This is a genomic window from Teredinibacter haidensis (assembly GCF_014211975.1).
In the GTDB taxonomy this organism is placed as follows: domain Bacteria; phylum Pseudomonadota; class Gammaproteobacteria; order Pseudomonadales; family Cellvibrionaceae; genus Teredinibacter; species Teredinibacter haidensis.
In genome coordinates this window covers 2023970-2050259 of record NZ_CP060084.1, presented here as the reverse complement: position 1 = coordinate 2050259, position 26290 = coordinate 2023970, and the positions used below count along the sequence as shown (strand labels likewise).

The 26290-nt window shown below is 46.4% G+C and carries 22 protein-coding genes and 1 tRNA gene; 8 read left to right on the top strand and 15 right to left on the bottom strand.

All coding sequences use genetic code 11. The annotated features are described in order from the left end of the window. The first annotated feature begins 152 nt into the window (after window positions 1–152). From clpP to H5715_RS08145, 5 genes are all read left to right on the top strand, one after another. Window positions 153–794: an ATP-dependent Clp endopeptidase proteolytic subunit ClpP gene (gene clpP / locus H5715_RS08165; protein ID WP_075185172.1), complete on the top strand. Its 642-nt coding sequence runs from the start codon at window positions 153–155 to the stop codon at window positions 792–794. A gap of 228 nt (window positions 795–1022) precedes the next feature. Beyond that, window positions 1023–2312 (top strand): ATP-dependent Clp protease ATP-binding subunit ClpX, encoded by a 1290-nt coding sequence (clpX, locus tag H5715_RS08160; protein WP_075185173.1) that lies wholly within the window; start codon window positions 1023–1025, stop codon window positions 2310–2312. Between the two features lie 197 nt (window positions 2313–2509). Beyond that, a complete protein-coding gene (gene lon / locus H5715_RS08155; protein ID WP_075185174.1) occupies window positions 2510–4927 on the top strand; it encodes an endopeptidase La in 2418 nt (805 codons plus the stop codon). Between the two features lie 354 nt (window positions 4928–5281). Beyond that, window positions 5282–5554 (top strand): HU family DNA-binding protein, encoded by a 273-nt coding sequence (locus tag H5715_RS08150; protein ID WP_075185175.1) that lies wholly within the window; start codon window positions 5282–5284, stop codon window positions 5552–5554. Between the two features lie 366 nt (window positions 5555–5920). Beyond that, window positions 5921–7792: a SurA N-terminal domain-containing protein gene (locus H5715_RS08145; protein WP_075185176.1), complete on the top strand. Its 1872-nt coding sequence runs from the start codon at window positions 5921–5923 to the stop codon at window positions 7790–7792. Window positions 7793–7857: 65 nt separating this feature from the next. Here the strand turns inward: H5715_RS08145 and murI are convergent, their stop codons facing one another. Then, window positions 7858–8688: a glutamate racemase gene (gene murI / locus H5715_RS08140; RefSeq protein ID WP_075185177.1), complete on the bottom strand. Its 831-nt coding sequence runs from the start codon at window positions 8686–8688 to the stop codon at window positions 7858–7860. Window positions 8689–8766: 78 nt separating this feature from the next. On the opposite strand from murI, the gene H5715_RS08135 reads away from it, so the two are divergent. Together H5715_RS08135 and H5715_RS08130 are read left to right on the top strand one after the other, a co-directional pair. Then, window positions 8767–10251 (top strand): DNA recombination protein RmuC, encoded by a 1485-nt coding sequence (locus tag H5715_RS08135; protein WP_075185178.1) that lies wholly within the window; start codon window positions 8767–8769, stop codon window positions 10249–10251. Continuing rightward, a complete protein-coding gene (locus tag H5715_RS08130) occupies window positions 10248–10733 on the top strand; it encodes a DUF2489 domain-containing protein (RefSeq protein ID WP_083607979.1) in 486 nt (161 codons plus the stop codon). The genes H5715_RS08135 and H5715_RS08130 overlap by 4 nt, the downstream gene beginning before the upstream one ends. Window positions 10734–10836: 103 nt before the next feature. Here H5715_RS08130 and trmA read toward each other — a convergent pair whose 3' ends face one another. From trmA to H5715_RS08065, 13 genes are all read right to left on the bottom strand, one after another. After that, on the bottom strand, window positions 10837–11937 hold the full coding sequence (trmA, locus tag H5715_RS08125) for a tRNA (uridine(54)-C5)-methyltransferase TrmA (RefSeq protein ID WP_075185179.1): 1101 nt from the start codon (window positions 11935–11937) through the stop codon (window positions 10837–10839). A 302-nt stretch (window positions 11938–12239) separates the two neighbouring features. Then, window positions 12240–12572: a hypothetical protein gene (locus H5715_RS08120; RefSeq protein ID WP_075185181.1), complete on the bottom strand. Its 333-nt coding sequence runs from the start codon at window positions 12570–12572 to the stop codon at window positions 12240–12242. Further along, entirely contained in the window at window positions 12569–12931 is a 363-nt protein-coding gene (locus H5715_RS08115; RefSeq protein ID WP_075185182.1) for a DsrE family protein, read from the bottom strand. The genes H5715_RS08120 and H5715_RS08115 overlap by 4 nt, the downstream gene beginning before the upstream one ends. A gap of 65 nt (window positions 12932–12996) precedes the next feature. Further along, window positions 12997–13650, bottom strand: a complete 654-nt coding sequence (locus H5715_RS08110) for a Bax inhibitor-1/YccA family protein (RefSeq protein WP_075185183.1) — start codon at window positions 13648–13650, stop codon at window positions 12997–12999. A 163-nt stretch (window positions 13651–13813) separates the two neighbouring features. After that, the gene (locus H5715_RS08105; protein WP_075185184.1) at window positions 13814–14509 is read right to left on the bottom strand and encodes a TSCPD domain-containing protein; all 696 of its coding nucleotides are present in this window, start codon (window positions 14507–14509) and stop codon (window positions 13814–13816) included. A gap of 9 nt (window positions 14510–14518) precedes the next feature. Continuing rightward, complete coding sequence (locus tag H5715_RS08100) at window positions 14519–16666, bottom strand: adenosylcobalamin-dependent ribonucleoside-diphosphate reductase (RefSeq protein WP_075185185.1); 2148 nt, start codon at window positions 16664–16666, stop codon at window positions 14519–14521. Window positions 16667–16840: 174 nt separating this feature from the next. After that, on the bottom strand, window positions 16841–17659 hold the full coding sequence (locus tag H5715_RS08095) for a mechanosensitive ion channel family protein (protein ID WP_075185186.1): 819 nt from the start codon (window positions 17657–17659) through the stop codon (window positions 16841–16843). 204 nt (window positions 17660–17863) lie between these two features. Then, window positions 17864–19387 carry an FAD-dependent oxidoreductase gene (locus tag H5715_RS08090; RefSeq protein ID WP_075185187.1) on the bottom strand — a complete coding sequence of 508 codons (1524 nt, stop codon included), beginning with the start codon at window positions 19385–19387 and terminating at the stop codon, window positions 17864–17866. A 128-nt stretch (window positions 19388–19515) separates the two neighbouring features. After that, window positions 19516–19836: a hypothetical protein gene (locus H5715_RS08085; RefSeq protein WP_075185188.1), complete on the bottom strand. Its 321-nt coding sequence runs from the start codon at window positions 19834–19836 to the stop codon at window positions 19516–19518. A 159-nt stretch (window positions 19837–19995) separates the two neighbouring features. Then, on the bottom strand, window positions 19996–21384 hold the full coding sequence (locus H5715_RS08080) for an SLC13 family permease (protein WP_075185189.1): 1389 nt from the start codon (window positions 21382–21384) through the stop codon (window positions 19996–19998). Between the two features lie 128 nt (window positions 21385–21512). Then, window positions 21513–21815: a DUF2288 domain-containing protein gene (locus tag H5715_RS08075; protein ID WP_075185190.1), complete on the bottom strand. Its 303-nt coding sequence runs from the start codon at window positions 21813–21815 to the stop codon at window positions 21513–21515. Beyond that, window positions 21815–24292 carry an ABC transporter permease gene (locus H5715_RS08070; RefSeq protein WP_075185191.1) on the bottom strand — a complete coding sequence of 826 codons (2478 nt, stop codon included), beginning with the start codon at window positions 24290–24292 and terminating at the stop codon, window positions 21815–21817. The genes H5715_RS08075 and H5715_RS08070 overlap by 1 nt, the downstream gene beginning before the upstream one ends. Next, on the bottom strand, window positions 24289–24954 hold the full coding sequence (locus H5715_RS08065) for an ABC transporter ATP-binding protein (protein ID WP_075185192.1): 666 nt from the start codon (window positions 24952–24954) through the stop codon (window positions 24289–24291). Before H5715_RS08065 ends, H5715_RS08070 begins: the two co-directional genes overlap by 4 nt. A 62-nt stretch (window positions 24955–25016) precedes the next feature. Here H5715_RS08065 and H5715_RS08060 point away from each other — a divergent pair, with 62 nt between their 5' ends. Further along, window positions 25017–25649: an arylesterase gene (locus H5715_RS08060; protein WP_083607980.1), complete on the top strand. Its 633-nt coding sequence runs from the start codon at window positions 25017–25019 to the stop codon at window positions 25647–25649. Window positions 25650–26113: 464 nt separating this feature from the next. On the opposite strand, the gene H5715_RS08055 is transcribed toward H5715_RS08060, so the two are convergent. After that, a tRNA-Ser gene (locus H5715_RS08055) sits at window positions 26114–26201 on the bottom strand. Window positions 26202–26290 lie beyond the last annotated feature (89 nt).

Below are 26290 nucleotides of genomic sequence, written 5' to 3'. Positions count from 1 at the left end.
CTAAGTAGTCGTGGGTTTGTATATTCTGTGGGGAGATAACTGGTATTTGGCACGAATTTATCGATTTTGAGTGCAATTTCCAGCGAACGACTAAACTTACCTGATATGCAGAATCCTACCTAAATATTGATTAAAGCTAAGTGGAAACATTTATGGCCCAACTAGATTTCTATGGTGGTATCGCGCCGGGAGTAAGTAGTTCCCTGGTCCCTATTGTTGTTGAGCAAACCGCACGCGGTGAGCGTTCATACGATATTTATTCCCGCCTGTTGAAGGAGCGTGTAATTTTCCTCGTCGGCCAGGTAGAAGATCATATGGCCAACTTGGTTGTCGCGCAGCTGCTGTTTTTGGAAGCGGAGAACCCAGACAAAGACATCCACCTGTATATTAATTCCCCGGGTGGTTCTGTAACCGCGGGCATGTCAATTTACGATACTATGCAGTTTATTAAGCCCGATGTTAGCACTATGTGTATTGGCCAAGCTTGTAGTATGGGGTCTTTTCTTTTGTCTGCGGGCGCAACGGGTAAGCGGTATTGCCTGCCAAATGCACGTACGATGATTCACCAACCATCGGGTGGAGCTCAGGGGCAGGCGTCTGATATCCATATCCACGCTCAGGAAATTCTGAAGATTCGTGAGCGTTTGAACGAAATTATGGCTCATCATACTGGTCGTACAGTGGAAGAAGTTGCTCGCGATACCGAGCGTGATAACTTTATGAGCGCTGAAGAGTCGAAGGCTTATGGGTTGGTAGATGAAGTGCTTCAGAGTCGATCGGCGTCAGAAGACTGAGATATTTTGGTTTAAAACTTGCTGTGTCAGTAATGTTCGTATGAAACTGGCACGTATATCCGAAGTTGAAGGGGCTGAAGTTGACACTCCAGAGCCTCGGTTGCCACAATGTGTCACGTAATCAGTGAAACGTCGGGTATAGCGCGTAAGGTAGTTTAGAAGAGGGACCAAACAGAAAACATGGTGCCTGAAAGTAATATTTTTGAATAAAGTTGGTTGGAGACGAGAATGTCCGACAATAGTAGTGATAACGAAGATAGCGGAAAATTGCTGTACTGTTCGTTTTGTGGCAAGAGTCAGCATGAAGTACGTAAGCTAATTGCCGGCCCTTCCGTCTTTATCTGTGACGAATGTGTCGATTTATGCAACGATATTATTCGTGAAGAAATCCAGGAAAACGCAGCCGAGGGCACTGGGGACAAACTGCCGGTACCGAAAGAGATCTCGGCGACTTTGGATGACTATGTTATTGGTCAGACAGATGCTAAGAAGGTTTTAGCTGTAGCGGTATACAACCACTACAAGCGGTTGCGAGCCGGTGAGCAGAAGAAGGGCAAGGACGATGTCGAGCTGGGCAAGAGCAATATTCTTATGGTCGGCCCAACCGGTAGTGGTAAAACGTTGCTGGCCGAGACCTTGGCGCGCTTACTTAATGTGCCGTTTACGATAGCAGATGCGACTACCTTGACCGAAGCGGGTTACGTGGGCGAGGATGTCGAGAATATTATTCAGAAACTCCTGCAGAAGTGTGATTACGATGTCGAGAAAGCCCAGCAAGGCATTGTTTATATCGATGAAATCGACAAAATTTCTCGCAAGTCGGACAATCCGTCCATTACCCGTGACGTGTCTGGTGAGGGTGTACAGCAAGCCTTGCTCAAGCTGATTGAAGGCACTATTGCCTCTGTGCCGCCCCAAGGTGGCCGTAAGCACCCGCAGCAGGAGTTCCTACAAGTTGACACATCTAATATTTTGTTTATTTGTGGAGGCGCTTTTGCTGGGCTGGATAAGGTTATTCGCGATAGATCAGAGAAGGGTGGCATTGGCTTTAGCGCCGAAGTTAAGAGCAAGGATGCCAGTAAGAATGTTGGTGAAACATTAAAGGACCTGGAGCCCGAAGATTTGGTTCGCTATGGATTGATCCCTGAGTTTGTTGGGCGCTTGCCGGTAATAGCGACCCTCGATGAATTGGATAAAGCCGCATTGGTGACTATCCTTAAAGAGCCCAAAAACTCGCTTGTTAAGCAGTATGGTAAGCTCTTTGAAATGGAAAATGTGGAAGTCGATTTTCGTGACGATGCCCTGGATGCAGTTGCAGAAAAGGCTATGGAGCGAAAAACAGGTGCTCGTGGACTGCGATCAATAATGGAAAACGTTCTACTGGACACCATGTACAAATTGCCTTCTGAAGATAATGTCGAGAAAGTAGTTGTAGACGAATCGGTAATTCGAGGCGAATCGGCGCCCTTGATTGTGTATGGTAACTCAGACTCCGCGAAAGCCGTTCCAGAGGAATAGTCGTTTGCTATAGTGGCTGTTTGATGGTGAAGTTCAAGGGGGCGTAAAACGGCCCCTTTTTTGCGTTAAATACTTGTAATAGGCGATAGTGGCTCCATTTAAATTACTTCAGCTAAGATGTTGGTAATTTGAACGGTGTTGCTACGCCGAAAATGAACCCCCAATACTCTTATGTTCCCGTAGTTTCGAGGTCATAAATGGATCAAACAGAGATGCCTTCCAGTAACAGTAGTCTTCCCCTTCTACCATTGCGAGATGTCGTTGTATATCCGCACATGGTTATTCCCCTGTTTGTAGGGCGAGCTAAATCCATTGCCGCACTTGAGCGTGCTATGGAAGAAGATAAACAAATTCTGCTGGTCGCTCAAAAGCATGCGTCGGTTGACGAGCCAGGAATCGAAGATCTCTATGGCGTTGCTACAGTAGCCAGTGTATTGCAATTACTCAAACTGCCCGACGGCACGGTAAAAGTGTTGGTAGAAGGGACGCAAAGAGCAGAAATAAAGTCGATTGAGGAGCAGGGCGACTTCTTCATGGCTGATATCGTCATGGTGCCTAAGGATGAAACAGAGGGCAGAGACATTGATATCCTTACGCGCTCGCTTATTTCTCGATTTGAGCAGTACGTCAATCTGAGTAAAAAGGTTCCTTCGGAGGTTATGACCTCCCTAAGTGGTATTGATGACCCCGGCCGTTTGGCGGACACCGTTGCGGCACATATGAGCCTTGAATTGACGCAAAAGCAAGAAATTCTGGAAATAGCCGATATTCACGAACGTTTGGAGCATTTGATTGGCTTGATGGAGGCCGAAGCTGATCTCTATCAAGTAGAAAAACGCATTCGTGGTCGTGTTAAAAAGCAGATGGAAAAAAGTCAGCGTGAGTACTATCTGAATGAGCAAATGAAAGCCATTCAAAAAGAACTCGGAGAAATGGGCGAAGAGGTCAGTGAAGCTGAAGAGCTAGAGCGAAAAATTGCCGATGCGGGCATGCCCAAAGAGGCGGAAGGTAAAGTTAAAGCAGAATTAGCTAAGCTGAAATTGATGTCACCTATGTCTGCGGAAGCTTCAGTCGTCAGATCTTATATTGATTGGATGGTTAACTTACCCTGGAAAAAACGCAGCAAGGTTCGGCACGACCTGGGGCGAGCGGAAGAAATTCTGAATAAGGATCACTACGGATTGGAGGAGGTTAAGGAGCGAATTCTGGAGTATTTGGCTGTTCAGCAGCGCGTTAAAAAAGTGAAAGGTCCCATACTCTGTTTGGTTGGTCCTCCTGGTGTTGGTAAAACGTCATTGGGTGAATCCATTGCTCGAGCTACAAACCGAAAGTTTGTGCGCATGGCCTTAGGTGGTGTTCGGGATGAAGCGGAAATACGCGGGCATCGCCGTACTTATATTGGTTCGATGCCGGGCAAGTTAGTACAAAAGATGTCAAAAGTAGGCGTTAAAAATCCGCTATTTTTATTGGACGAAATCGATAAAATGGGTATGGATCATCGTGGTGATCCTGCGTCGGCTTTGTTAGAAGTGCTTGACCCCGAACAAAATAACTCCTTCAACGATCATTACCTTGAGGTGGATTACGACCTTTCAGATGTGATGTTTGTCTGTACGTCCAACACGATGAATATTCCTGGTCCGTTATTGGATCGAATGGAAGTCATTCGTATACCAGGCTATACGGAAGACGAAAAAGTTAACATTACCAGTCGTTATTTAATTCCCAAGCAAATAAAAAATAACGGATTAAAAGAATCAGAAGTCTCGATTCCAGACGATACGATTATGGATGTTGTACGTTATTACACGCGTGAAGCGGGTGTGAGGGGGTTGGATAGGGAGATTGCCAAGCTTTGTCGAAAGGTAGTGACCCGAAATGTAAAATCAAAAAATATTGAGACCATTGAAGTTACACCGGATGCTCTCGAAGATTATCTTGGCGTACGCAAAACGGATTACGGTAAAGCCGAAAATGAAAACCAGGTAGGCCAGGTTACGGGTTTGGCTTGGACACAGGTCGGTGGAGAGCTTTTAACCATTGAAGCTTCGGCGGTGAAGGGTAAAGGGCGAATGGTGAAAACGGGATCTCTGGGCGACGTTATGCTGGAATCGATTCAGGCTGCCATGACAGTTGTTCGATCCCGCACACAGTTTCTCGGCATCATGCCAGATTTCCATGAGAAGCGTGACATGCATATTCACGTACCCGAAGGTGCGACACCGAAAGACGGCCCGAGCGCGGGCATTGCCATGTGTACAGCGCTGGTATCTGTGTTTACCGATATACCCGTATGTGCGACGGTGGCGATGACAGGTGAAATTACGCTTAGGGGTGAGGTGCTAAAAATTGGCGGCTTAAAAGAGAAGCTATTAGCGGCTCATCGAGGAGGAATTAAAACAGTTATTATTCCTCATGGTAATGAAGCCGATCTGAGAGAAATTCCAGATAATATTAAAGAGGATCTACAGATCAAACCCGTTAAGTGGATTGATGAAGTTCTGGAAATTGCGCTTCAGTATATGCCAACGCCATTCAGCGATGAGGAATACCAAGAGCTTGAAGCTCAAGCGAAAAGTGCAAGTGAGGAGTCTAGTAGAATTAGTACTCATTAGCATTTCTCCGGGTGGGCTTGGTTCATTCAGGCCCTATTTTCATTGCCCGAAATGGAGAAACGTTTTTGTAACAGTTACATCCATGGTGAGACCTTGAAAAAGGGTGGTGTTACTTTTCCACCACTTTTTTTGCGTCATGGTGATTTAGTTAGGGCGATTTGGTCGATTTACGATCAGTTATTGAGATCTCCGGCAAATAATGTATTTCATTCTTGACCGGTATACGGGCAGTTGGTATAAATCGCAATTCTTTGCGGGGCAATACGCCCAGGACGCTGCAGCGGCCGACCGATCATTGGGGTGCGCAAAAGTAAAGTATTAAATTGAGTAATCCAATAAAAAGAGGGGATTAAAGTGAATAAGTCAGAATTAGTAGAGGCAATTGCAGCTTCCGCAGACATATCTAAAGCAGCAGCAGGAAGAGCACTGGATGCTGTAACTGAATCAATCGCTAACGCCCTCAAAGAAGGCGATCAGGTTGCTTTAGTTGGTTTCGGTACCTTCCTAGTAAAAGAGCGTGCGGCTCGTACGGGTCGTAATCCGCAAACTGGTGCGCCTATTGAAATTGCAGCAGCTAAAATACCCAGCTTTAAAGCAGGTAAAGCGCTGAAAGACGCTGTTAACTAGTATAAATAAACAGGTATAAATAAATTTAAGCTGGTGGCCGGTTACAGGTTGCCAGTTTTAGTTACCAGCCTGGTATAAATTCCACGTTATTTTGGCAAGCCTTCCTGCTTTTAAGAGTTCTGTTTTGAGTCTTGTGTAAAAAACTTTTCTGGAAGTAAATTGCACACTCCTTAAAGTGACTAGCAAGTCGCAACTCTCCAAGAGAAAAATGTTTACGCTGGTTTAAAGTTATAAAATCAGTTGTGCCAAAATAAAGTCAGTGACTGACAACGCTTTACTCTCATTCAGACTCGTGGAAATAAAAGGGCGCAGTATCGAGGCGCCTTTTTTTGTGTTGGGAAAATATAAAAACTATTGAGGTTTATCATGCTTCAGGGCTTAAGAGATAACATGAAAGGAACCGTCGTCGCAACGGTTATTACACTCTTTTTTATTCTGCCAATGGTTATTTCTGGTGTTGGCAGCTCATGGCTGGGTTCGGTTGCGGGAACAGATGCAGCTAAAGTCGATGGTAAGTCCATCTCTAAAAACGAATTGCGAAGCCAAGTTTATCGGGAAAAGGCTCGTCTGGAATCCCAGAAAGGCGTGGATCCTTCCGCAGATTATTTAAAAGAAGAAAATCTTCGTCAACCGGTGCTTGATCGGTTAACAAAAAAATCCGCTGTTCTAGCTTCTGCCGAAAGAGGTGGTATGGGGGTTTCTGATAACGTGGTTAATAGCGTTATTGTTGCCCAGCAGGATTTTCATACTGAAGGTAAGTTCGATGCTCAGTTATATCGCAGCTTGCTGCAGAGAATTGGCTCTTCGCCCGCACTTTACAAGCAGGAATTATCTGAAGGTTTGGTTTTGCAGCAATTGAGCTTGGGTTTGGAATCTACGGGTTTCGTAACTGAGTCGGAAACAGCTGACCTGGTAGCCATCATTCACGAGCAGCGTTCTTTCTACACCGTGGATATTCCTGCGGACGGTATCGCTGAGTCAGTGAGTGTGTCAGATGAGGATATTCAAGGCTATTACCAGGATAATCAAATCGAATTCCTTGAGCCGGAAAAAGCTTCTATCGAGTACATTGAGCTTTCCGTTGGTGGGCTGAGCGCTGGTACGTCGGTTAATGAAGAGGATATTCAAGCGCAGTATGATCAGGAAGTGGCTGATTTTGATACTTCGGCTGAATACGAAATTGCCCATATTCTTATCGATAGCAACAGCGGTGACTCTGAACTGGTTGAAGTGCAGGAGAAACTGGCTGCTGGCGAAAGTTTCACTGAGCTGGCAAAGGCTTACTCCGATGATGCGGGGTCCAAGGACGCTGGAGGATCGCTGGGCACGTTGGTTGCCGGTATCTTCCCTGAAGACTTTGAAAATGCAGTGTATAAGCTGGAAGAAGGACAGGTTTCCTCTCCGGTTAAAACCGATGCGGGTATCCACCTGATTAAGGTCGTCACTAAAACTGTGGCGGAGGTACCGAACTTTGCTGATAGAAAGTCCAGTATAGAGGCGAGCCTCAAACGGGCGCGAGCAGAGGAAGTGTTTGTTTCCAATCTTGAATTGTTGGATGAGCTGACTTTCAGTGCCGATAATCTCCAGGCTGCGGCAGCAGAGCTTGGACTCGAGGTGCAGGTTTCTGCTCTGTTTGAGCGTACCAAAGGGCAAGGTATTGCGGCCAACGCGCCGGTGAGAAATGCTGCCTTCGAGCCAGAGGTGTTGGTTGATGGGCATAATAGTAAGGTGATCGAATTGGCAGGTAACCGCGCCTTGGTTCTGCGCTTAAAGGAGCACGCGCCTGAGCATATTAAACCACTTGAGTTGATCTCCGAGCAGGTAAAGCAAACATTGCTCGATATCTCTGTTGAGGATGTTTTGAAAGGCAAAGCCGATGCCTTTATTGCAACAGTAAAAGGCGGTAGTAGTGTCGAGGCTTTGGCGGCAGAGCTGAATTACGGTTTTACCACCCATGAAAATGCTTCTAGAACGGCACCGGTTTCAGATCCAGCTACTCGCCAGCGGGTTTTCTCTGCGGTGGTTAAAGAGGGTAGTACAACATTCGAAACGAATAAAAATGCAGATGGCAGTTATCGTATCGTTGGTATTACAGCGAAAACCCCTGGAACAGTAGAAAGTTTGGATGCGATGCAGGTTACTGGACTGGCGACTCAGTTGGAGCGTGAAAATAGTCGTTTTGAAGGCAGCGCTTATCAGGCGGATGTTATTGCCGGAGCGGATATTAAGATTTATTAATTCGACGCTTACCGTTATTTTTTTGAAAGCCTTACAGTTTATATTGTAAGGCTTTTTTGTGGGGGCTAGAAAATAGCCGTGTGCTCGGTTTGATATAGGTTGTCTCGATCCAGGAATAGTTGATAGGCACTTTTTGTTTTTGTTTGTGTGAAGGGATCCGTATAAGCAAAGACAATTCTGCTAGATTGAGCTGAATGGTGGGAGGAAAGCGTAAGTTTGTCGATGTGAAAGCCGACGCGTCGAGCGATAGCATTGCCTGAATCTACCCAATGAATCGTTTCAAGGCTTTTAATCTTCTGGAAGCATTTTTTTAACAGGGGGAAATGCGTGCAGGCTAAAACAATCGTATCCATGGATTTGCCCTTAGCCTGAGAAATCAAGGGACTTAACTCCAGCTCTAAATCAGCACTGTTCACGTCTTCGCCCAGTATATAGGCTTCGGCATATCCAACCAGTTTGCTGCTTCCCAAACGAATAATGTCGCAGTTAGGGGCAAATTCCCGTACAAGAGTGTCTGTGTATTGGCGATTTACCGTTGCGGGGGTTGCCAGGAGGCCGATAACGCCGCTATTAGAGCTTTCCACTGCGGGCTTGATTGCTGGCACCACACCAACGAAAATCGTGTCAAACGTCGTTCTGAGTTGATCTAGCGCGATTGTACTGGCTGTGTTACATGCGATTACGGCAATATCTGGGTTAAATTGCGAGAGCAGCTTTCCAATAACGGCGATTATTCGCTGGATAAGGTGGTCATCATCCATTAGTCCATAGGGGAACATTGCGTTATCGACGGCATAAATTAGATTTGAATCGGGGTAGAGTGCAAGGATTTCCTGCGCAATGCTTAGCCCCCCCGCGCCAGAATCGAAAACAAGAATATTCGGTTTATTACTCACAATGTTATTATCCGGGTTTACCTAGAACGAACACCCATCGATAATAACAGAGCTTTAAAACTCTATACAGAATCCATAATGTCAGAAACTTTAATTCTTCCTCTTCCTCTTGCTCATTATATTGTTACTTCGCTCATTTCAATTGTTTTGCTCTTGCCCGTTTACTTCTTGATCTTTCGCTCAAAGCTGCAACGTTTTGAACGTTCTTGCGAATCGGAAGTTAATGTAATTCGTCAACAATTGGCCCAGTTAGATCAGGATAAGCTGATTCAGTTGCACCAGCGTGAGCTGGATATTGCCAAGCTGTACTCTGAGTTGACAACGTGTAAGCAGCAGATGGCATTCCGTCAGGAGGAAATAGATGGTTTAAATGGGTATAAAGAGCGCTGCATACAAATTGAAACCAAGTTCGAGCAGCAGCAGCTTCACCAGACGCGTGAAAAGCAGCTGTTGGAGGAGACTAAGGGGCGTTTGTTTAAAGAGTTTGAGTTAGTAGCCAATAAATTGTTTGACGCTAAGCAGCAGCAGTTCGCGACCAGCAGCCGTACTAATATTGAATCGGTGTTAAACCCTTTTAAAGAGCAGTTGAGAGATTTTCATAAGCGAGTTGAGGATGTGTACCACAAGGAGAACAGTGAGCGAAACCGGTTGGTGGGGCAGATTGCGGAACTGCAAAAACAAACACAGCAAATCAGTAGTGATGCGAATAATTTGGCTACGGCTTTAAAAGGAGATAACAAGGCGCAGGGCAATTGGGGTGAAATTATTCTGGAACGTTTGCTGGAGCAATCCGGGCTTGAGCGTGGACGAGAGTATGAAACACAGAAAACCCATTCAGACGAAGTGGGTAAAAAGTTTAAACCTGATGTTATTGTCCATTTGCCCGAAGGTAAGGATATTGTTATCGATGCAAAAGTATCGCTGCTGGATTATGAGCGTTTCTGTCAGGAGGCGGGTGCCGCAGAAAAGGAGCTGGCGTTAAAGAAACATGTGGATTCGCTACGCACACATATTAAAGGCTTGTCTCGAAAGAAGTATGAGAATCTAGAGGGTATACGCACCCTCGATTTCGTTTTTATTTTTGTGCCCGTAGAAGCAGCGTACATAGCGGCTATTCAATCGGCTCCGGCGTTGTTTAAGGAAGCCTACGACAATAATATTGTGCTGGTTAGTCCGTCGAGCCTTATGGTTGCGTTAAGGACAGTGGAAACCTTGTGGCGCTACGAAAAACAAAATAATAACGCGGAAAAAATTGCTCAGAGTGCGGGCAAGTTGTATGACCAGTTCGTTATGCTGTTGTCCTCCATCGATGATATTGGGAAATTTCTAGACAAAGCGTCGGAAGCTTACGATACAACGCGCAAGCGACTGGTGGATGGCCGGGGCAATGTGGTGAAACGGGTAGAAACACTAAGGGGTTTGGGTGCGAAAACTAGTCGTCATATTCCCGAAAGTATTAAGGACGCTGCGTTGGAGTGCGATGGGGATGAGGGTGGGCTGCCGCCATTAGATGAAGCACATGCAGAGGTAGGAGAAAACACAGAAGGATCCGATAAGCTTTGAGTATCCCATTCTTGATCGCAATTGCAGTTATTATTGTTGTGGTGCTGGCCTCCATTGCGGCTTACTTACACTGGAAATTATTTCAGCGTCAGGTTGAGCGTGATCGCGCAAAACAAAAACAGACGCTGGAACGCTTGGATAAGCGCAGGTACGCGTTGAGTAGTATTGTAGTGTTGTGCCGTGGGATGATTGGAGGCCAGGTTACGGCAACTGAAACGAGTATGCGTGTCAGCGTTTTACTCGAGGCTATATGTTTGCCGAAGGAAGATCTCGAGTATTATGTGGCGTTTTTTAAGCTGGCGCAGTCGACCGCGCATATTCCAATTCTTGATGCATGGAAGGCGCTCTCTAAAAAAGAAAAGAACTCGTTCGAAACGGAGCGACTGAATCTCGAAAGGCAGTACCACGATTTTATTATTGCAGCAGCTGAACGACTTATTGAGAACAAGGCAGTTTATACGGAGCATATAGCGAAGAGCTAGGGTTTCGCCGAATAGGCGTGCGTCTGTAGTTACTGTACGAGCTTTATTGCGCCGCTTTTACAGCGGCTTATGAAAATCACAGACCGCTTGAAACACCCTTTTACTACTTTCTTCGCTGTAATAAAACACCGCACTCTCGATGATCGGTATAGGGGAATTGATCAAAGAGAGCAAAGCGAGTTATGGTATGCGTTTTGGATAGGTGATCAATATTTTTCTTTAATGTGGTGGGGTTGCACGATATGTAGAGGATGTTGTCAAAACGAGCGGCGAGTTCTTCGGTGTCTGGATCTAAGCCCGAGCGAGGTGGGTCAACGAAAATCGTGGAAAAATCGTAGTCATCGAGATCTATGTGTTTTAGTCTGCGAAATTCCCGCTCCCGATTTAATGCTTGAGTAAATTCTTCGCTGGACATTCTGGCGATATCTATATTATTACATTGGTTTTCTTGCATGTTGAACTTGGCAGAATTAACTGACGTTTTAGAGATTTCAGTGGCCAATACTTTATTGAATTGTCGGGATAGCGGTAGCGTGAAGTTACCGTTTCCGCAGTAGAGCTCTAATAGATCCCCTCCAATGTTTTTGATAGTGTCAATTGCCCAGTTCAGCATATGGGAGCATACGACGGCATTCGGTTGAGTGAAGCTGTTTTCAACTTGCTGATATTGGTATTTCTTTCCGCCTACCGTAAATTTTTCTGTTACCCAGTCGTTATCTATTACCATTTTCTGCTTGCGGCTACGACCAATAATCTTACATTGTAGCTTTTCTGCTAAAGCTTTTGCTTGTTGGCGCCACTCTTCGGTGATGGGCTTATGGTAAATCAAGGAAATTAGGGCTTCCTGTTTTGTTGTGGTCAAGAACTCTGCTTGAAAGAGTTTGCGCTTAAGTGTTTCGCTGAGATTGATTTCTGTTAGCAGGGCGGGCATTAGTTGGTTGATGGTGGCCGAACCGATAGTGAAATCTTCAATAATAAACGGCTTATTGGAGACGCCCGGTTTGTGCATGGCATAGCTGGCACTACCCGTTTCTTTGTCGTGCCAGATTTTAAATTCCGCGCGCATGCGAAAATGGCTGGCAGGCGATGGGAAGACTTCTAGCTCGGGTGGAGAAAATTCTGTGAATTCGCTTTCTGTTACAGTGATTTTTTCATTGAGTTGTTGCTCGTAATCTGCTGCTAGGGCAGTACCGGTATGTTGCATGAAAGTTAATACCAACTGTTAATGGGGGAGTGCTCAACACAAAGTTGAATGAATTGTTGATTGTTAATTGCGTGCAACCCTTTATATGGGGGTAAGTTGCTATCGGGATAATCGGTTAAAGTGTAAATTTCATTGTGTTGTAGACTCTCCAAAAATTTAGTTACTGTCTTAGAGCGGTTGTCGTCAAGGTTGATTAAAACAACGCTGTCGTCCGGTTCAGTCAGCTTGCAGAGAGCATTTAATGACGCTTCAGAAAGGTATTTTTCAAAGTTGATTATATGAAGCATCGAAAACGAATTACCCTAAAATTGCAGTAGATTATTGCTTTGGTGGAGTTGTTTTCTAAACGTATCGTAGCTGATAGTTTTGCTAGTTGTTTCCAGCAGCGGCTGTGGGGGTACTACCAGTTTGACCCAGAGGATATCGACTTCTTTAAAATGTTGTCTAAGCAATGTGGCGCTGGTGTTTATGATGCCTGAAAATGACCGACTTTGCTCTACTGTTTCGAACGAATCCAATATGGCAACAGTAACGGGTTGTTCAAAGATACATTTCGTCAGTGCGGCATCAAATGCAGCTTTTATTTGGTGCTCGTCGGCCTCGCTGTAGATGGTGATAAGAGTGTGGCCATTCATTCCGGTGTATCAGCCGTATCGTTTGAGCGTAAGCCAAAGGTAATGGTTCTGTCTGCATTCTTGCTCGCCGCTGCCAGTTGCGCCATTCCTGCGACTTGCACGGGAGAATCTGCTTTTTGTTGCAGTTGGGGGGCGTATTCTTCTACAGAATTTATACAGGCAGTGGCTTCGAGCGATTGTTGATGAATAAGTTTTATCCATTCCTGACTAAGGGCGTTTTTTACGCCAGGGCCGTAAAAAAAGATCTGGCAGATATTGTGGCCCATGTTGAGGCTGTCGGAAACAAACGCCATCGCGCGCTTTGCGGTTTGAGAATGTGGCGGGGCATTTACCAGAATGTGAAAGTTTAGCGCGCTCAATTAGTTTGTCTCACAAATAAAAACGGCCCCGCAATAGCAGAGCCGTTGGAGTACATGGTCTTCGCTTAGTCGTCACTGGCGCCAAGGAAGCTCAGTAATATGGTAAAGATATTGTATAAGCTCACGTACAGGGTAACGGTCGCTGAGATGTAATTGGTTTCGCCACCATGAATGATTGCACTGGTCTGCCACATAATCAGCAGTGAAGAAAGCACCAGGAACATGCAGCTTACGGCGAGGCTTAACCCACTTATATCCAAAAAGGCAGAGGCCATCATGGCGACAAAGGCCACTAGGAAACCGGTCATAATAAAACCGGTCGCGAAGCTCATATCCTTACGAGTAACCAGGACATAACCAGATAAACCGAAAAAAATCAGAGCGGTGCCGCCCAATGCCATAATGATGGGCTCGATACCGGTTGTTCCGATATAAAAACTTAGGATTGGGCCGAGCGTTAAGCCAAGGTAACCCGTAAGGGCAAAGACCCAAAAGATACCAGCCGTGCTATTTTTAGTTTTTTCTACAGCGTACAGCAGACCAATATAAGGCAGTAGCATCCACAAGCCCATGTATGGGAAGTTGATCGCCATAGCAATAGTTGCCGTTACGGCACTAAAGGCAATGGTCATTGCCAGAAGGGCGTAGGTATTACGTAATACCTTACTGACCTCCAGTGAAGATGCGCCTGTTGACGATTGAGTGTATAGCTCTTGCATTGTCCAACTCCAAACGTGTTTATTTGCAGATAATCATACAAAGCCCCTTCGAAATTGCAAGGGGCATGGAAACTTCTACTTTAGGCTCGAAGCTTAAATGAAAGTTCCTTGTCTGGTAAGTGATATTGGGCTTAAGCGTCCACTTTTAAAGTATTATTTTGGTTTAGCCGCATTTGGAGTTGCCGCAGCTGAGGCACGTCATGCATCCGTCCATAAGAATCATGGCCTTGGTGTAGCACTTCATGCACAGTTGGGCACTTTCTGGGAATTCACCCTCTTTGGCTTTTTTCCCTTCACTTTCTTCGTATTCGCGGCGTTTTTCTACCAGAATTTTCTTTTGGATATCGGATAGTTCGTCGTCCACAAGTAAACCGATGGTTTTCATATGGCATTCGATGGCATAGCCAATTTCAGCCACCAGTGATGGCATAAACCGGCCACCGGTCTTGAAGTAGCCACCTTTGGGGTCGAACACCGCCTGCATTTCTTCTGCCAGGAAGGTGCAGTCACCACCCTTACGGAATACCGCAGAGATTACACGGGTCAGGGCGACCACCCACTGGAAGTGATCCATATTTTTGGAGTTGATAAAAATTTCGAACGGGCGACGTACTTCGTGGTCGGTATTTGGGTTCAAAATAATATCGTTAATCGTGATATAGAGCGCATGATCCGATAACGGGGTCTTAATTTTGTAGGTCGAGCCCAGCAGCATTTCGGGGCGGTCTACGTTTTCATGCATATGCTCGATTTCAGGCTCTGCCTGTTGATCTGCCGCTCCCGTCGTGGGCTCGTTTGCCGGCGGCTCTTTCTGGATACCGTAACCGGTAATTTTTTTGTCGATTTTTACAATACTCATGACGATTTCCTAAAATTTTCCGTAATAACCTTCTTTCAATGCATCGTAGAGGTTGGCTGCCGTGTGTTCTTCCCCATCATATTCGACGGTTTCATTGCCTTTTAATTCGACACTTGTACCGTCTTCCAGCTCAAAGCTATAGGTGGTATTGGCAAGGTCTTCTTCTTTTACCAAAACTCCCTGGAAGGCTTCCGGATTAAAGCGGAAGGTGGTGCACCCCTTCAGCCCTTTTTCGTGGGCGTAGAGGTAAATGTCTTTAAAGGTATCGTAGGGGATGTTAGTGGGCACATTGATGGTTTTGGATATAGAAGAATCCACCCATTTTTGTGCCGCTGCCTGCACGTCTACATGTTGCTGTGGTGAGATATCGTCAGCGCAGACGAAGTAATCTGGCAGGGTGTCCGGGGTTGCCTCTTGATCAACCAAGTGGCGGTAAGCAAGCAATTCATAAGAGTAGACGTCTACTTTTTCTTTCGTCTTGCGGCCCTCGCGAATAATATTACGTGAGTAATAATGAGCGAAGCTGGGCTCGATACCGTTACTGGCATTATTGGCCAGAGATAGAGAGATAGTCCCCGTTGGAGCGATAGAGGAATGATGGGTAAAGCGGGAACCGTGCTCAACTAACTGGTCGATAAGCTCTGGAGCTTCTTCGGCGAGGTTCTGCATGTACTTGCTGTAACGAGAGAACAGCACTCGGCCTGGGACTTTATCACCAATCTTAAGGCCATCTTTTTGCATTTGAGGGCGTTGTTGAAGCATAGATTCGGTTACGTCAAATTCTTGCTTCAGTGCTGGGGCCATACCTTTTTCTTTGGCTAACGCGATACCTTGTTCCCAGCCTGTAACAGCGAGTTCGCGGCTTACTTGTTCGGTAAAGGCGATAGATGCGGAGCTACCATAAGGGATGCCCAGCAGTGCCAAGGTGGAACCCAGGCCCAGGAATCCCATACCGTGGCGGCGCTTGTTGGTGATTTCGGCTTGCTGCTCCGGCAGTGCTAAACCGTTAATTTCTACGACGTTGTCCAGCATACGGGTGAATATCGAGACAACTTGTCGGTAGCGTTCCCAGTCGAAACGAGCGTCTTTGGTAAAGGCGTTTTCCACGAACAGAGTCAGGTTTACCGAGCCGAGCAGGCAACTGCCATAGGGCGGCAAAGGCTGTTCACCGCAGGGGTTTGTGGCGCGAATGTTTTCACAGAACCAGTTGTTGTTTTGCTGGTTAACGCGATCGATAAGAATAAACCCTGGCTCGGCATAGTCGTACGTGGAGGCCATAATTTGGTTCCACAAGCGCTCTGCCGGAATGGTGCGGTAGATACGGCAAGCGGTGAGGCCGGCATCATTGGTAATATAGTTTTCTGGGTTTGAAACACGGCGCCATACGACTACCGTGTCGTCTTCCAGATCCAGAGGCTTGTGTTCCAGGTCCATTTGTGAAAGAGGGAAGGATAATGGCCAGTCAGTTTTGTTTTTTACGGCTTTGATGAAATCGTCGGTTATCAACAGGCTCAGATTGAACTGCCGCAGCTTGCCATCTTCCCGCTTGGCGCGAATAAAGTCTTGGACGTCTGGGTGGTGGACATCGAAGGTGGCCATCTGGGCTCCTCGGCGGCCGCCAGCGGAGGATACGGTAAAGCACATCTTGTCGAAAATATCCATAAACGACAGTGGGCCGGAGGTGTAGGCGCCCGCACCAGATACATAAGCGCCTTTTGGGCGCAGAGTTGAGAATTCATAGCCGATACCGCAACCGGCTTTCAGGGTAAGGCCTGCTTCCAGATTTTTTTGTAGAATACCGTGCATGGAATCCTGGATGCTACCAGATACCGTACAGTTGATGGTTGAGGTCGCCGGTTTGTATTTACTGGCACCGGCGTTAGATATGATTCGGCCTGCCGGGATAGCACCGTTTTCGAGTGCCCACAAGAACTGTTCCTGCCAGTGTTTTTTCTGTTTTGGTTCTTGATCAGCCAACGCTTTTGCGACACGTAGATGTGTTGCGTGTATATCGGCATCGACGGATTCCCCGTGCGCATCCTTGAGGCGATATTTCTTGTCCCAGATGTCTTCTGAGGCCGCTTGTAGCGCTGGATGAACGGATTCTTGCTGCTTTTCTAAACTGTCTGAAAGACTATTTGTAGTGGTATTGGTCATTCCCGATCCCAATATGTTGTGGTTTTTAGGTGAATAATAGTGAGGCGTGTATTTAAGCGCAGCTGGTTGGCTCTAGTCAATCAGAAATTGTTTCGAAAGGTGAGGGCAGGGAGAATTAAGCGACAATACGAGTGAAGATGAGCCGCCGGAAACGGCGGCCCAAGGGGGATGAGGCTAGTCTTTCGACACATGAACATCCATTTGAGGGAATGGGATTTCTATGCCTGCGACATCGAAGCGTTTTTTGATTTTTTCGTTAGTCTCAAAGAAAACGGCCCAATAATTCTCAGTTTTCGTCCAAACGCGGAAAGCAAAATTCACAGAAGAGTCCGCGAGTTCAGCCAAGCCGATGGTGATGCCTTTATCCTGAATAATTCGCTCGTCTTCCGCCGCGATCGCTTCAAGTTCTTTGCGGACGAGATCCAGATTGGCGCCATAGCCTACACCAACGGTGAAATCTACACGGCGTTCTGCCTGAGTAGAGTAGTTGGTTATATTTCCGCCTGTAATGCCTGCGTTGGGGATGATAATTGTCTTGTTGTCGCCGGTGGTGAGGATAGTGGAAAAAATAGAAATTTCCTTAACCACACCTGCAGCACCGCCGGCTTCAACAAAATCACCGATTTTGAGTGGGCGAAAGAGGATGATCAATACGCCTGCTGCAAAGTTTGCCAGCGAACCTTGCAGAGCTAGACCAACAGCCAAACCCGCGGCACCGACTATGGCGACGAAGGAGGCAGTCTGCACGCCTAGCTGTCCTAAGGCGCTGATGAAAACCATTGCTAGAAGGATGTAATACACAATATTACGGGCGAAGCTACTGATTGTGGGGTCGACACTTCGCGCGTTCATCAATCTTTCGAGTAGTCTCGCTACGACTCCAGCAATCCATTTACCAATGATATAGATGACGATGGCCATGACGATCTTAACGCCGTATGTGACGACAAGATCGGTAGCCTGTTGAATGTAAGATTCAATATTTCCGTTCATTTTTCTTTCCTGTTTGGAGATTATGTTGCAGTGGGTAGTTAAAGGGTTAGTGTTGTCATTCTTACACGAATAACTCTACAGATTTTTATAATTCAATCAGTATAGGAGGTGTTTCGGGGGAATGGTTAACGCGTTCGCGTTAAGGCTGCGAAGATTCTCAAAAACTGCAGTGATTATCCATAGGGAATGTTTTTTTGCGCGCCATTATCTGGCTTTAGAGGCGTGAGCGACATGTTTTTGTTTGCTTTTCATGTGGCTGCGTAAGGTCTCGACTTCGTTTTTTCCTAAACTGAAGGCGATTAACGATCTCCGCCAAATGATATCTTCTGGCGTTGAAGCCCACTCCATATTCATAAGATAGTCGACTTCTCGTTGATACAGATCTCCACCAAAATGCTCGCCCATATCTTCTATTGTTTGGCTTTCCCCCAATATTGCATAAGCCAAATTACCGTAATTATTAGCAATGTGTGAAAGGAGAGTGCCGGGTAGTTGAGGGTACTCTAAGCTGAGCTGTACCACGTAGTCTGAAATAGTTTTCGATTGAATATCCCCACCGGGAAGTATTTCGTCTTTAAAGCCTGGACGTGCTTTTTTCTTGAGGAAGGGCTGTAAGATATCTAAGGCCTGATGTGCGGTTTTTCGGTGTATGGCGGCGTCGACTCCAAAAATATTAAGCAGTATGGCGGCTCCTCCAGGATTATCCAGATCGTGTAAAGGCGTTGTCATTGGCGTGTCTGAGTTGGAGCAAGGGTCTGCAATTAGCGCGAGCAGTGATTTTCGGGAAAATACAAAATGCTCTGGGGTGAGTTTTGCGTGTGGATAGTGGGCCGTGACTATTTGATTCCAGGTATCAATAAAACCCTGTTGCAGATCGATGCATTCTGCATATCCCTGCTGATCGCATTTGCGAGGCCCGAAAGCCAGTATATCGTTGACAACGGGATATGCGTAATAGGCCTGCTTACTGCTGCCTTGAAGCTTTATTACACGATTTTTATTGCCATGCTTCCATTTGAGAGGAATGCCTGGATTGCGAAAGAAAAACTGTGTGCGATGCTCTTCCTTAGCTTTGCATCGTGTGCGGATATGGAGGAGATTTTCCATAAGTTCATTGGCCCACCAACCACTGCAATTGATAATAATATTACTTTTTATGTCGGTAGCAGTTTCGTTTGTAGTATCCGAGGGCGCTGGCTGCCTTTCAAGTTGTAGCTCCCAGTGTTTGACTTGCCTACTGGCTGAGGTGACCTTGTGCCGAGGCAGGATGATGGCGCCATACTTCTGTGCTTGCAGAGCTTTGCAGATGATAAGCCGGGAAGGTTTGATTTTTGCCGCAAGGCTTTGTATTTTTGTAGAGAAGCTCTCGGTACACATGGAGGCGAGAGATTTATCTCGCACACCCTGGAAGTACTTTTCGATTAAACCTTCACCGGTTTCTTTTACGGGTTCGCCGTTCACTTGTGTGACGGGAAGAAGCTCAAGCAGATGCGGCGCAGTGCGTCCCAAGCGCTGAAGCTCATCTAGCATGGTGTTTAGCTGAAAATAATCGAGCGCGGATAGGTGTTGCAGGTGTGTACCCGAAAGGGTAACCGGCGTGGCAGAGCCACCGGAGGCTAGATCGCTGTCATGAACGAGAACCGTACGCAATCCTCTGCTTGCAGCCTCAGCCGCAACGCTTACGCCATTAATACCGCCGCCAATGACGGTAATGTCGACCTCTTCCATAATTGTATTCCGCCAGCATCATAACAAAAGCATAGCGTGCTATAGCCAATTGTTCTAGGACAGGGTGTAACTACTCATCACATGTAAAGTACTTCTTGGGCACTGCTTTTGTACGTATGCACGTGTTGCTACGGTAATTTTTCGCCGTAGATATCGTTCATAATATTGGTTAGTTCTTTATATTCTTGTTGAATATTCGTTTCCAGATCGTCAAACGATGAGTTGAGATCCCGAGCACTGATCGTGTCGCCATCACGTTCCATTGAGCGCAAAAAGCTTTCAAAGCCTTTGCCTGCGTGGAAATAGCCACCTTTGGCCAGTACGTAGCGAGCGACTAATTCGCCGCAGTCGCGACACTGGACAAATACCTTTTGTAACTCATCTCGTACAAGAACATTGCGCAAATTTCTGGAGCTGCAGCTTTGGCATTTTTGAATTTTTACTTCCATTATTTCTCCCACAACAAATCCCCCAGTATTGCGGGTGGTGCATATTTTGATGACGTAGTTAGTCGTCAAAACAACAATACACCCGCTTGTTTAATGGGAATCCTGTATGTCTGGACTCAGTGTCGATGACTTATCAAGATTCCCTTCGTTATTGTTATGTTATACCCCCATAATTGACAGTACGAACTGCCAGTACATAGGGCCAAAAAACGCTACACACACGTAACCAACCAGGGTAATAATCCCTCCAGTCAGTATCATATCTTTGCTGCTAATGGCTCGCGAGCTAAATGCAATGGCATTGGGTGGTGTGCTCACGGGCAAAGCCATAGCCATGGAACACATTAGTGCCAATGCCACGACCAGTGCAAGGATAAATTCGTTTTCGAAGGGCAAATTCATCACAAGAGGGATTACCAGGCCAGCCGTCGCGGTATTGCTCATTACTGTGGACATAGCTCCCGCAACCGCAGCAGTGATCATAAGTAGAACTACCGGAGAGCCTTCAAGCGGCAAGGCGTTAATCATGACCTCACCTAAACCCGTAATGTTTAGCGCGACACCGAGGGCCAGACCGCCGGATACCATATAGAGCACATCCCACGGTAGGTCACGAAAATCCTGGGTGCTTAATAGGCCAAACCAGAAGCATACAATTACCGGGAATAGGCCGACCGTACCGGTCGCCAGGCCCAGTTTGCTGGCGAAAAACCAGCCCATTGCTGTGGTGGCAAATACGGCAACCGCAGCCCAGTGTTTTAGGCCAAACTTACCGGTATGTCGCTCGGGTACTTCCAGTCGCAAGTCTCCTGCGGGAAATAGGCGCAGTAGCATTTGCCATAAAAGAAACAGGAAAAAGATCAAGAAGGGAAATGTAAGGATCATCCATTTGGCGAAGCTGATGGTATAACCGTGCTGCGTTAGGTAGGAGAGTGCGATTGCGTTGGGTGGTGTTCCAATGGGGGTACCAATGCCGCCGAGGTTACAGGCAAAAGGTATGCACAGAACGAGCGCCTTGCGGAAGGGGTTTCCCTCTGGGATTTTTTTGATAAGAGGAAATACCATCGTCAGCATCATGGCCGTTGTAGCGGTGTTGCTAATCCACATCGACAAAAACGAACAGGCGAGGATGATGCCCAAAAGTGTTAGTGAGGGCAGGCCCTTGGTACGTCGTAAAATTAATTGAGCAAAGCGAATATCCAGACCGTATTTCTGCATCAAACTGGATAGAACGAATCCCCCCAGGAATAGCAAGATGATATTAGAGAAGAAGGGGCTGAAAAATATGCTGGTTTTCAGACTCGTGTTCCCCAGGTCGTGCAGGGCGGGGAGCAACCAGACAATTTCCAGAGCGAGAATCATAAAACTCACAACAAACAGTGATACCCACTCCGAAACCCACAGCACCGCAGCAACGATCAATATGGCTGCAGTGATTTCCTGAGCGTGGGTAAGGTTTACGCCGGGTATCCCAAAGAGTTCAGTGAAAAGAATTGCTGCAAATAGTAGTACTGTTGCTGCCAAACTGCGCATATTGGCGGTGGCCATATAGTCTCCTAGATCGTAAGGGTAAAACGATAGCTTGCATGGTTAAAAGACGAATCCCTCATTATAACTTGCTCATACCTTCACTTGTTATCCATTTGAGTTGTGGTTGACTTAGGGCAATCAGGGCTTTACTTTGGTTGAACTAAAACCCACGGGGAAATGACGACAGGCCAGACGAAAGCGTCCTTGTCGTACCAATTACTGGCTTCAGTATCTGAAACAGGATGAACTAAATCCTCGCTCATCCACTGCTTAAGCTTCGTCGAATCGTCAACTAATAACGCTTCAGCAACGTCCAATAAATCGATGTTGGGCGACACGAAAACCGCTTTGCCTGTAGCAAAGAACCGTTGTAATTCCCTCCACGCAATACTGGCCGTTTCTCTATTGAGTTTGGCTTGTCGATTCTCAGGGCTGTCTGATGTAGACATCACTCCAAAGACCTTAAAATGGTAAGGGGGGGCTGATAGGTAACTTTCCGAGTGGATAACCAGCCAATTGTGCCAATAAGTAAAGCGCCAGCGACAGGGCCCAGCAATATCACTAGGGGGCTTGCAGAGAACTCTAGTTGAAATATTCGAGTCTGCAATAAATATAGGGAAAACTGAGCACCAATACTGGCGAGCAGGCCAGCCATAAAGCCCAAGCTGGTGAATTCAATTATAAGTACTCGTAGTACCAGCCTTCGCTTGGCTCCAAGTGTTCGAAGAATGGCGCTTTCCTGGAAACGGACATCGAGCGTGGCCTGTACGCTCGTAATCAATACCAAGGTCCCTGCGGCCAGTACGAGTAGAAGAATAAACTCCACGGCTAAAGATACCTGTCCGATAATGCTCTGTACTTGCTTTATCATCTGGTCTAATTCAACAACTGATACTGTTGGCACCTGGCTGGTGAGCTGATTAAGTATGGTTTTATTTTGCGGATCCAAATAGACACTTGTTAACCAGTTGGTCGCGGTATTATCTAGGAGTGGCTGGCTAAAAATCATGAAGAAGTTGGGGTTCATTGAATCCCATTGAACGGATCGCAAACTACCTAGCGTGGCTGTCATTTTCTCGCCAGCAACACTAAAGGTGAGCTGGTCGCCCACTTTTAAATCAAGCCCTCGAGCATATTCCAATTCTGCTGAAACAATTAAGTCTTCGTTTTTGTCACCATGCCATTGGCCTTCGATAATGTCGTTATCATCACCAAGAGTAGTTGCCCATGTAAGGTTTAACTCTCGCTCATAATTCATGTGGGATTCTGTTGTTTCAATACGCGGTTTTACTGAATCACCATTTACTAGAGTTATGCGTCCACGGGTCATCGGATAAAAGGGGCTGAACTTGAGCTCTGCCTGCTTTAATAAGTTTTCGACTATTGGTTTTTCATCATTAAATATATTAAATAGGAAATGATTAGGGGCGTGTTCGGGTAATTGCTTTTGCCACTGAAAAACTAAACTCGTACGGGTATCAATTAGAATGAGCAGTAGCATTAAAATGGAGGAAAATATAACGATTTGTATGGCGTTAAAACCTTGATGACGCTTTAGGTTGGCAATTCCCAGTCGCCACTCGTTGTTGAGCTTATGGCTCAGTTGCTTTGCTATAGCAAGAATCAGCCACGCTAATAGTCCGCCACCGATTAGCGTTATCAGGCCGCCAAGGGCGATTACTGTGGTTATCATTATATTTTTACTATAGACGAAAATCAGTAATGTAATCGTGGTAAAGCCCAAGATAGAAGCTGTTCGTGGACTGACAATATTATTGCTGGCTCCCTGTCTTAATACCGCAGCTGGAGGAATGTTGCGCAATGAAATGAGTGGTGGTGCAGCAAATGCGAGTAACGTAACAAATCCAGCAATGGCGCCAGTGAAAAAAGCCATTAAAGATGCTGCTGCCAGCTCGGGCGGGAGCAGAGAATGCAGTAACTGTAGGATGACACCGTGTAATATCCAGCCGAGCATTGCGCCTAACAGTACACTGCTACACCCCAATACAACGAGAACGATTAAATAGCGAAGCAAAATTTGTGTAGGTGTTTGCCCAAAGGTCTTTAGAAGTGCGACGGTAGGTGACTGACGGATAGCGTAGCGACGGGCCGCCAACGCAATGGCTACACCGCATAGTAGAACGCTAAGACTACCGGCCAGGAGTAAAAATTTTTCGGCGCGCTCCAAGGCGTCACCTACGTTTTGGTTGCTGTCTTTCACATCGATCCAGCGAGCGTGATTCCCCAATTCTGGTTCGATCCATTTTTTGAATTGGTTAACTTGCTTTTGGTTTCCGCTGACGAGTAGCGCATAATTGACTCGACTGCCGACTTGTATTGCGTTTGTGGCTTCGATATCTGCGTAGTGCATAATTATGCGTGGTGCGACACCAAAAAATGTTTGGGGACTATCTGGTTCTTTGATCAGTACTCGGGATGCGATAAAGCTGGCATCGCCAATAGTCAGTGATTCGCCAACTTGAATATTGAGAGCAGAAAATAATCGTGAAGTTAACCACAGCTCCCCCTTGGCGGGGGCTCGTGAAGCAGTATACGCTTTACCTAATAGTTGGTCTGAAAGTGTTACAGCACCTTTTAGTGGGTACTGTTCGCTCACGGCTTTGATGGCAACAAGCTGCATGCCATTGTTTGAAAATGCCATGGTGCGGAAGGTCGCTAGGTTGGCTGTTTGCAGGCCGCTGGCGCTGGCTTGTTCCTGCCAGGGCTGTTTGATTGCAAGCGTGCTACGAATTTGAGCATCGGCGGCTAGAAACTCTGTAGCTTCATCTAGTATGGAATTTTGAATCCGACTGGTAAACAAACTTATGCTTGTGACGGTTGCGGTCGCCAAGAGTAGAGAGAAAATCAGAATATTGAGTTCCCCGCTGCGAAAATCTCGCCAGAATAATGTAAAAATAGATTTCATTGCACAACTTCCAGCTCGCCAGCTTCCATACGAAATTGTTTTTGGCAGCGATTTGCGAGGGATTGATCGTGGGTAACCAAAACAAGAGTGGTGCCGGCTTCCTGGTTCATGGTAAAGAGCAAGTCTGCAATCGATTTTCCGGTTATGGAGTCCAGATTCCCTGTGGGCTCATCTGCAAACAGCACGGGTGCTTCGGAAGAAAATGCTCGAGCAAGGGCAACTCGTTGCTGCTCTCCTCCAGACAGTTGTCGTGGGTAGTGATGTTCCCGTTCACTTAAGCCGACTCGCGCAAGATAGCTCTTGGCTTTTTGTTGAATATCTTGTCGGTTGGCCACTTCCAGTGGAAGCATCACATTTTCCAACGCCGATAGGCTACCTAGGAGCTGAAAATTTTGAAATACGAACGATACCATCCTAGCGCGAATACCCGCACGTTCTTCTTCGTTGAGCCGGGTGATATCCGTATTGTCCAGTAAGACCTCGCCAGAAGTGGGAACATCCAAGCCGGCCAGCATTCCAAGTAGGGTTGATTTGCCAGAGCCGGACGCGCCGACAATAGCAACAGATTCTCCACGCTTGATTTCGAGGTTAATACCTTTCAGTATCTCAAGTTGGCCATCGAATACTGGCACGCAATGATGAAGATTTCGGGTTTGAAGCATGTTGTCTGCCTGAATTAAATTTTTCTGATTATGGAGTTTTACACATAAGGGCAGCTTTGGTAATGATTCTTAAACGTTTATATTTCTATTTGTGCATTATTTCCTTATATGGCTTTGTACCTACAAGCCATGCAGAGCAAAAGCTAAATTTATTAGTTGTTGGGGATAGCCTTAGCGCAGCCTACAATCTTGCTGAAGAGCAGGGTTGGGTCTACCTCTTGCAGCAGCGCATAGATTTGCAATCTGAGTACGGTGCGCGCTATCGCGTCGTGAATGCATCCGTCGGAGGTGCGACCAGTGCCGCTGCTCTGCAGAGAATTCCATCGTTATTACAGCAATATCAGCCACACATTGTCATCTTGGAAATGGGGGCTAATGATGGGCTTCAGGGAAAACCCATCCCTTATATTACCCGAAACCTTGGCAAGCTTATTGAACTCAGCCAGAAGGCTGGGGCAAAGGTTGTGCTTACAGGAATCCATCTCCCCCCCAACTATGGGAAACGCTATACAGAACCATTTTTCAACCAATATAAACTGTTATCGCGAGAATATGATCTTCCTCTGGTTCCCTTCCTGTTGGAGGATGTGGCGACACATAATCATTTAATGCAGGCTGATCGTTTACATCCAACTGCTGAAGCGCAATCTATTGTTTTGGATAATGTCTGGGTTATTTTGGAAAAGTTAATGTGAGTGTTTTGTTGGACGTGAAAAGTAGAAAGTTGTGGAATGTGTTTTTGTCCCATAGAAATTATTTTCTTAGGTTGACTCGAGGCTATATCGTTCCACAACATATTTGGTCGCCCGACCATCTATTTCATCGTTAATTTCAGCGCTGTACTGTGCCGACGGGCTTGTATTATGGATGAATGTGTAAAACGCTCTCTGCACAACAACTTGTTTTGGCTTGCAAGATTACACTTTCGTATGGATTGCTGTAATTAGAAGGTAGTGCTGGGATCAGTAAACCGGTGATAACACTTTGCCGCGAGTCGGGTGAGGAGTACCTAAATAACCTACGAGACCGGGCGTGGCTGCGGATAACGGCGTAAGTGTTGTTTGATTCGGGGCGTCTATGGCCCTTGCCCAATGAGTAATAGAGCTTGTTCAAGCTGTATTAGGCATAAAAAAACCTCGCATATGCGAGGTTTTGTTTATGGCGGTGGGCTAGGGATTCGAACCCCAGGAGCTGTTACACTCAACGGTTTTCAAGACCGCCGCTTTCGACCACTCAGCCAGCCCACCGGAAGGGTCGGAATTATACATAGGATTACGTTTGTCGCAAGCGGTTGTTCCAAAAATTATCGAATTAACTCAACGGGTTACGTTTGAGG

What these genes read in the sequence shown, in the direction of transcription:
- H5715_RS08070 (WP_075185191.1), bottom strand. Translation starts at nt 24,292, where the DNA reads ATGAAATCTATTTTTACATTATTCTGGCGAGATTTTCGCAGCGGGGAA.
- H5715_RS08060 (WP_083607980.1), top strand. Translation starts at nt 25,017, where the DNA reads ATGATTCTTAAACGTTTATATTTCTATTTGTGCATTATTTCCTTATAT.
- H5715_RS08080 (WP_075185189.1), bottom strand. Translation starts at nt 21,384, where the DNA reads ATGGCCACCGCCAATATGCGCAGTTTGGCAGCAACAGTACTACTATTT.
- H5715_RS08075 (WP_075185190.1), bottom strand. Translation starts at nt 21,815, where the DNA reads ATGTCTACATCAGACAGCCCTGAGAATCGACAAGCCAAACTCAATAGA.
- H5715_RS08095 (WP_075185186.1), bottom strand. Translation starts at nt 17,659, where the DNA reads ATGAACGGAAATATTGAATCTTACATTCAACAGGCTACCGATCTTGTC.
- H5715_RS08065 (WP_075185192.1), bottom strand. Translation starts at nt 24,954, where the DNA reads ATGCTTCAAACCCGAAATCTTCATCATTGCGTGCCAGTATTCGATGGC.
- clpP (WP_075185172.1), top strand. Translation starts at nt 153, where the DNA reads ATGGCCCAACTAGATTTCTATGGTGGTATCGCGCCGGGAGTAAGTAGT.
- H5715_RS08100 (WP_075185185.1), bottom strand. Translation starts at nt 16,666, where the DNA reads ATGACCAATACCACTACAAATAGTCTTTCAGACAGTTTAGAAAAGCAG.
- clpX (WP_075185173.1), top strand. Translation starts at nt 1,023, where the DNA reads ATGTCCGACAATAGTAGTGATAACGAAGATAGCGGAAAATTGCTGTAC.
- H5715_RS08090 (WP_075185187.1), bottom strand. Translation starts at nt 19,387, where the DNA reads ATGGAAGAGGTCGACATTACCGTCATTGGCGGCGGTATTAATGGCGTA.
- trmA (WP_075185179.1), bottom strand. Translation starts at nt 11,937, where the DNA reads ATGCAACATACCGGTACTGCCCTAGCAGCAGATTACGAGCAACAACTC.
- H5715_RS08105 (WP_075185184.1), bottom strand. Translation starts at nt 14,509, where the DNA reads ATGAGTATTGTAAAAATCGACAAAAAAATTACCGGTTACGGTATCCAG.
- H5715_RS08135 (WP_075185178.1), top strand. Translation starts at nt 8,767, where the DNA reads ATGTCAGAAACTTTAATTCTTCCTCTTCCTCTTGCTCATTATATTGTT.
- H5715_RS08120 (WP_075185181.1), bottom strand. Translation starts at nt 12,572, where the DNA reads ATGAATGGCCACACTCTTATCACCATCTACAGCGAGGCCGACGAGCAC.
- H5715_RS08145 (WP_075185176.1), top strand. Translation starts at nt 5,921, where the DNA reads ATGCTTCAGGGCTTAAGAGATAACATGAAAGGAACCGTCGTCGCAACG.
- lon (WP_075185174.1), top strand. Translation starts at nt 2,510, where the DNA reads ATGGATCAAACAGAGATGCCTTCCAGTAACAGTAGTCTTCCCCTTCTA.
- H5715_RS08110 (WP_075185183.1), bottom strand. Translation starts at nt 13,650, where the DNA reads ATGCAAGAGCTATACACTCAATCGTCAACAGGCGCATCTTCACTGGAG.
- H5715_RS08085 (WP_075185188.1), bottom strand. Translation starts at nt 19,836, where the DNA reads ATGGAAGTAAAAATTCAAAAATGCCAAAGCTGCAGCTCCAGAAATTTG.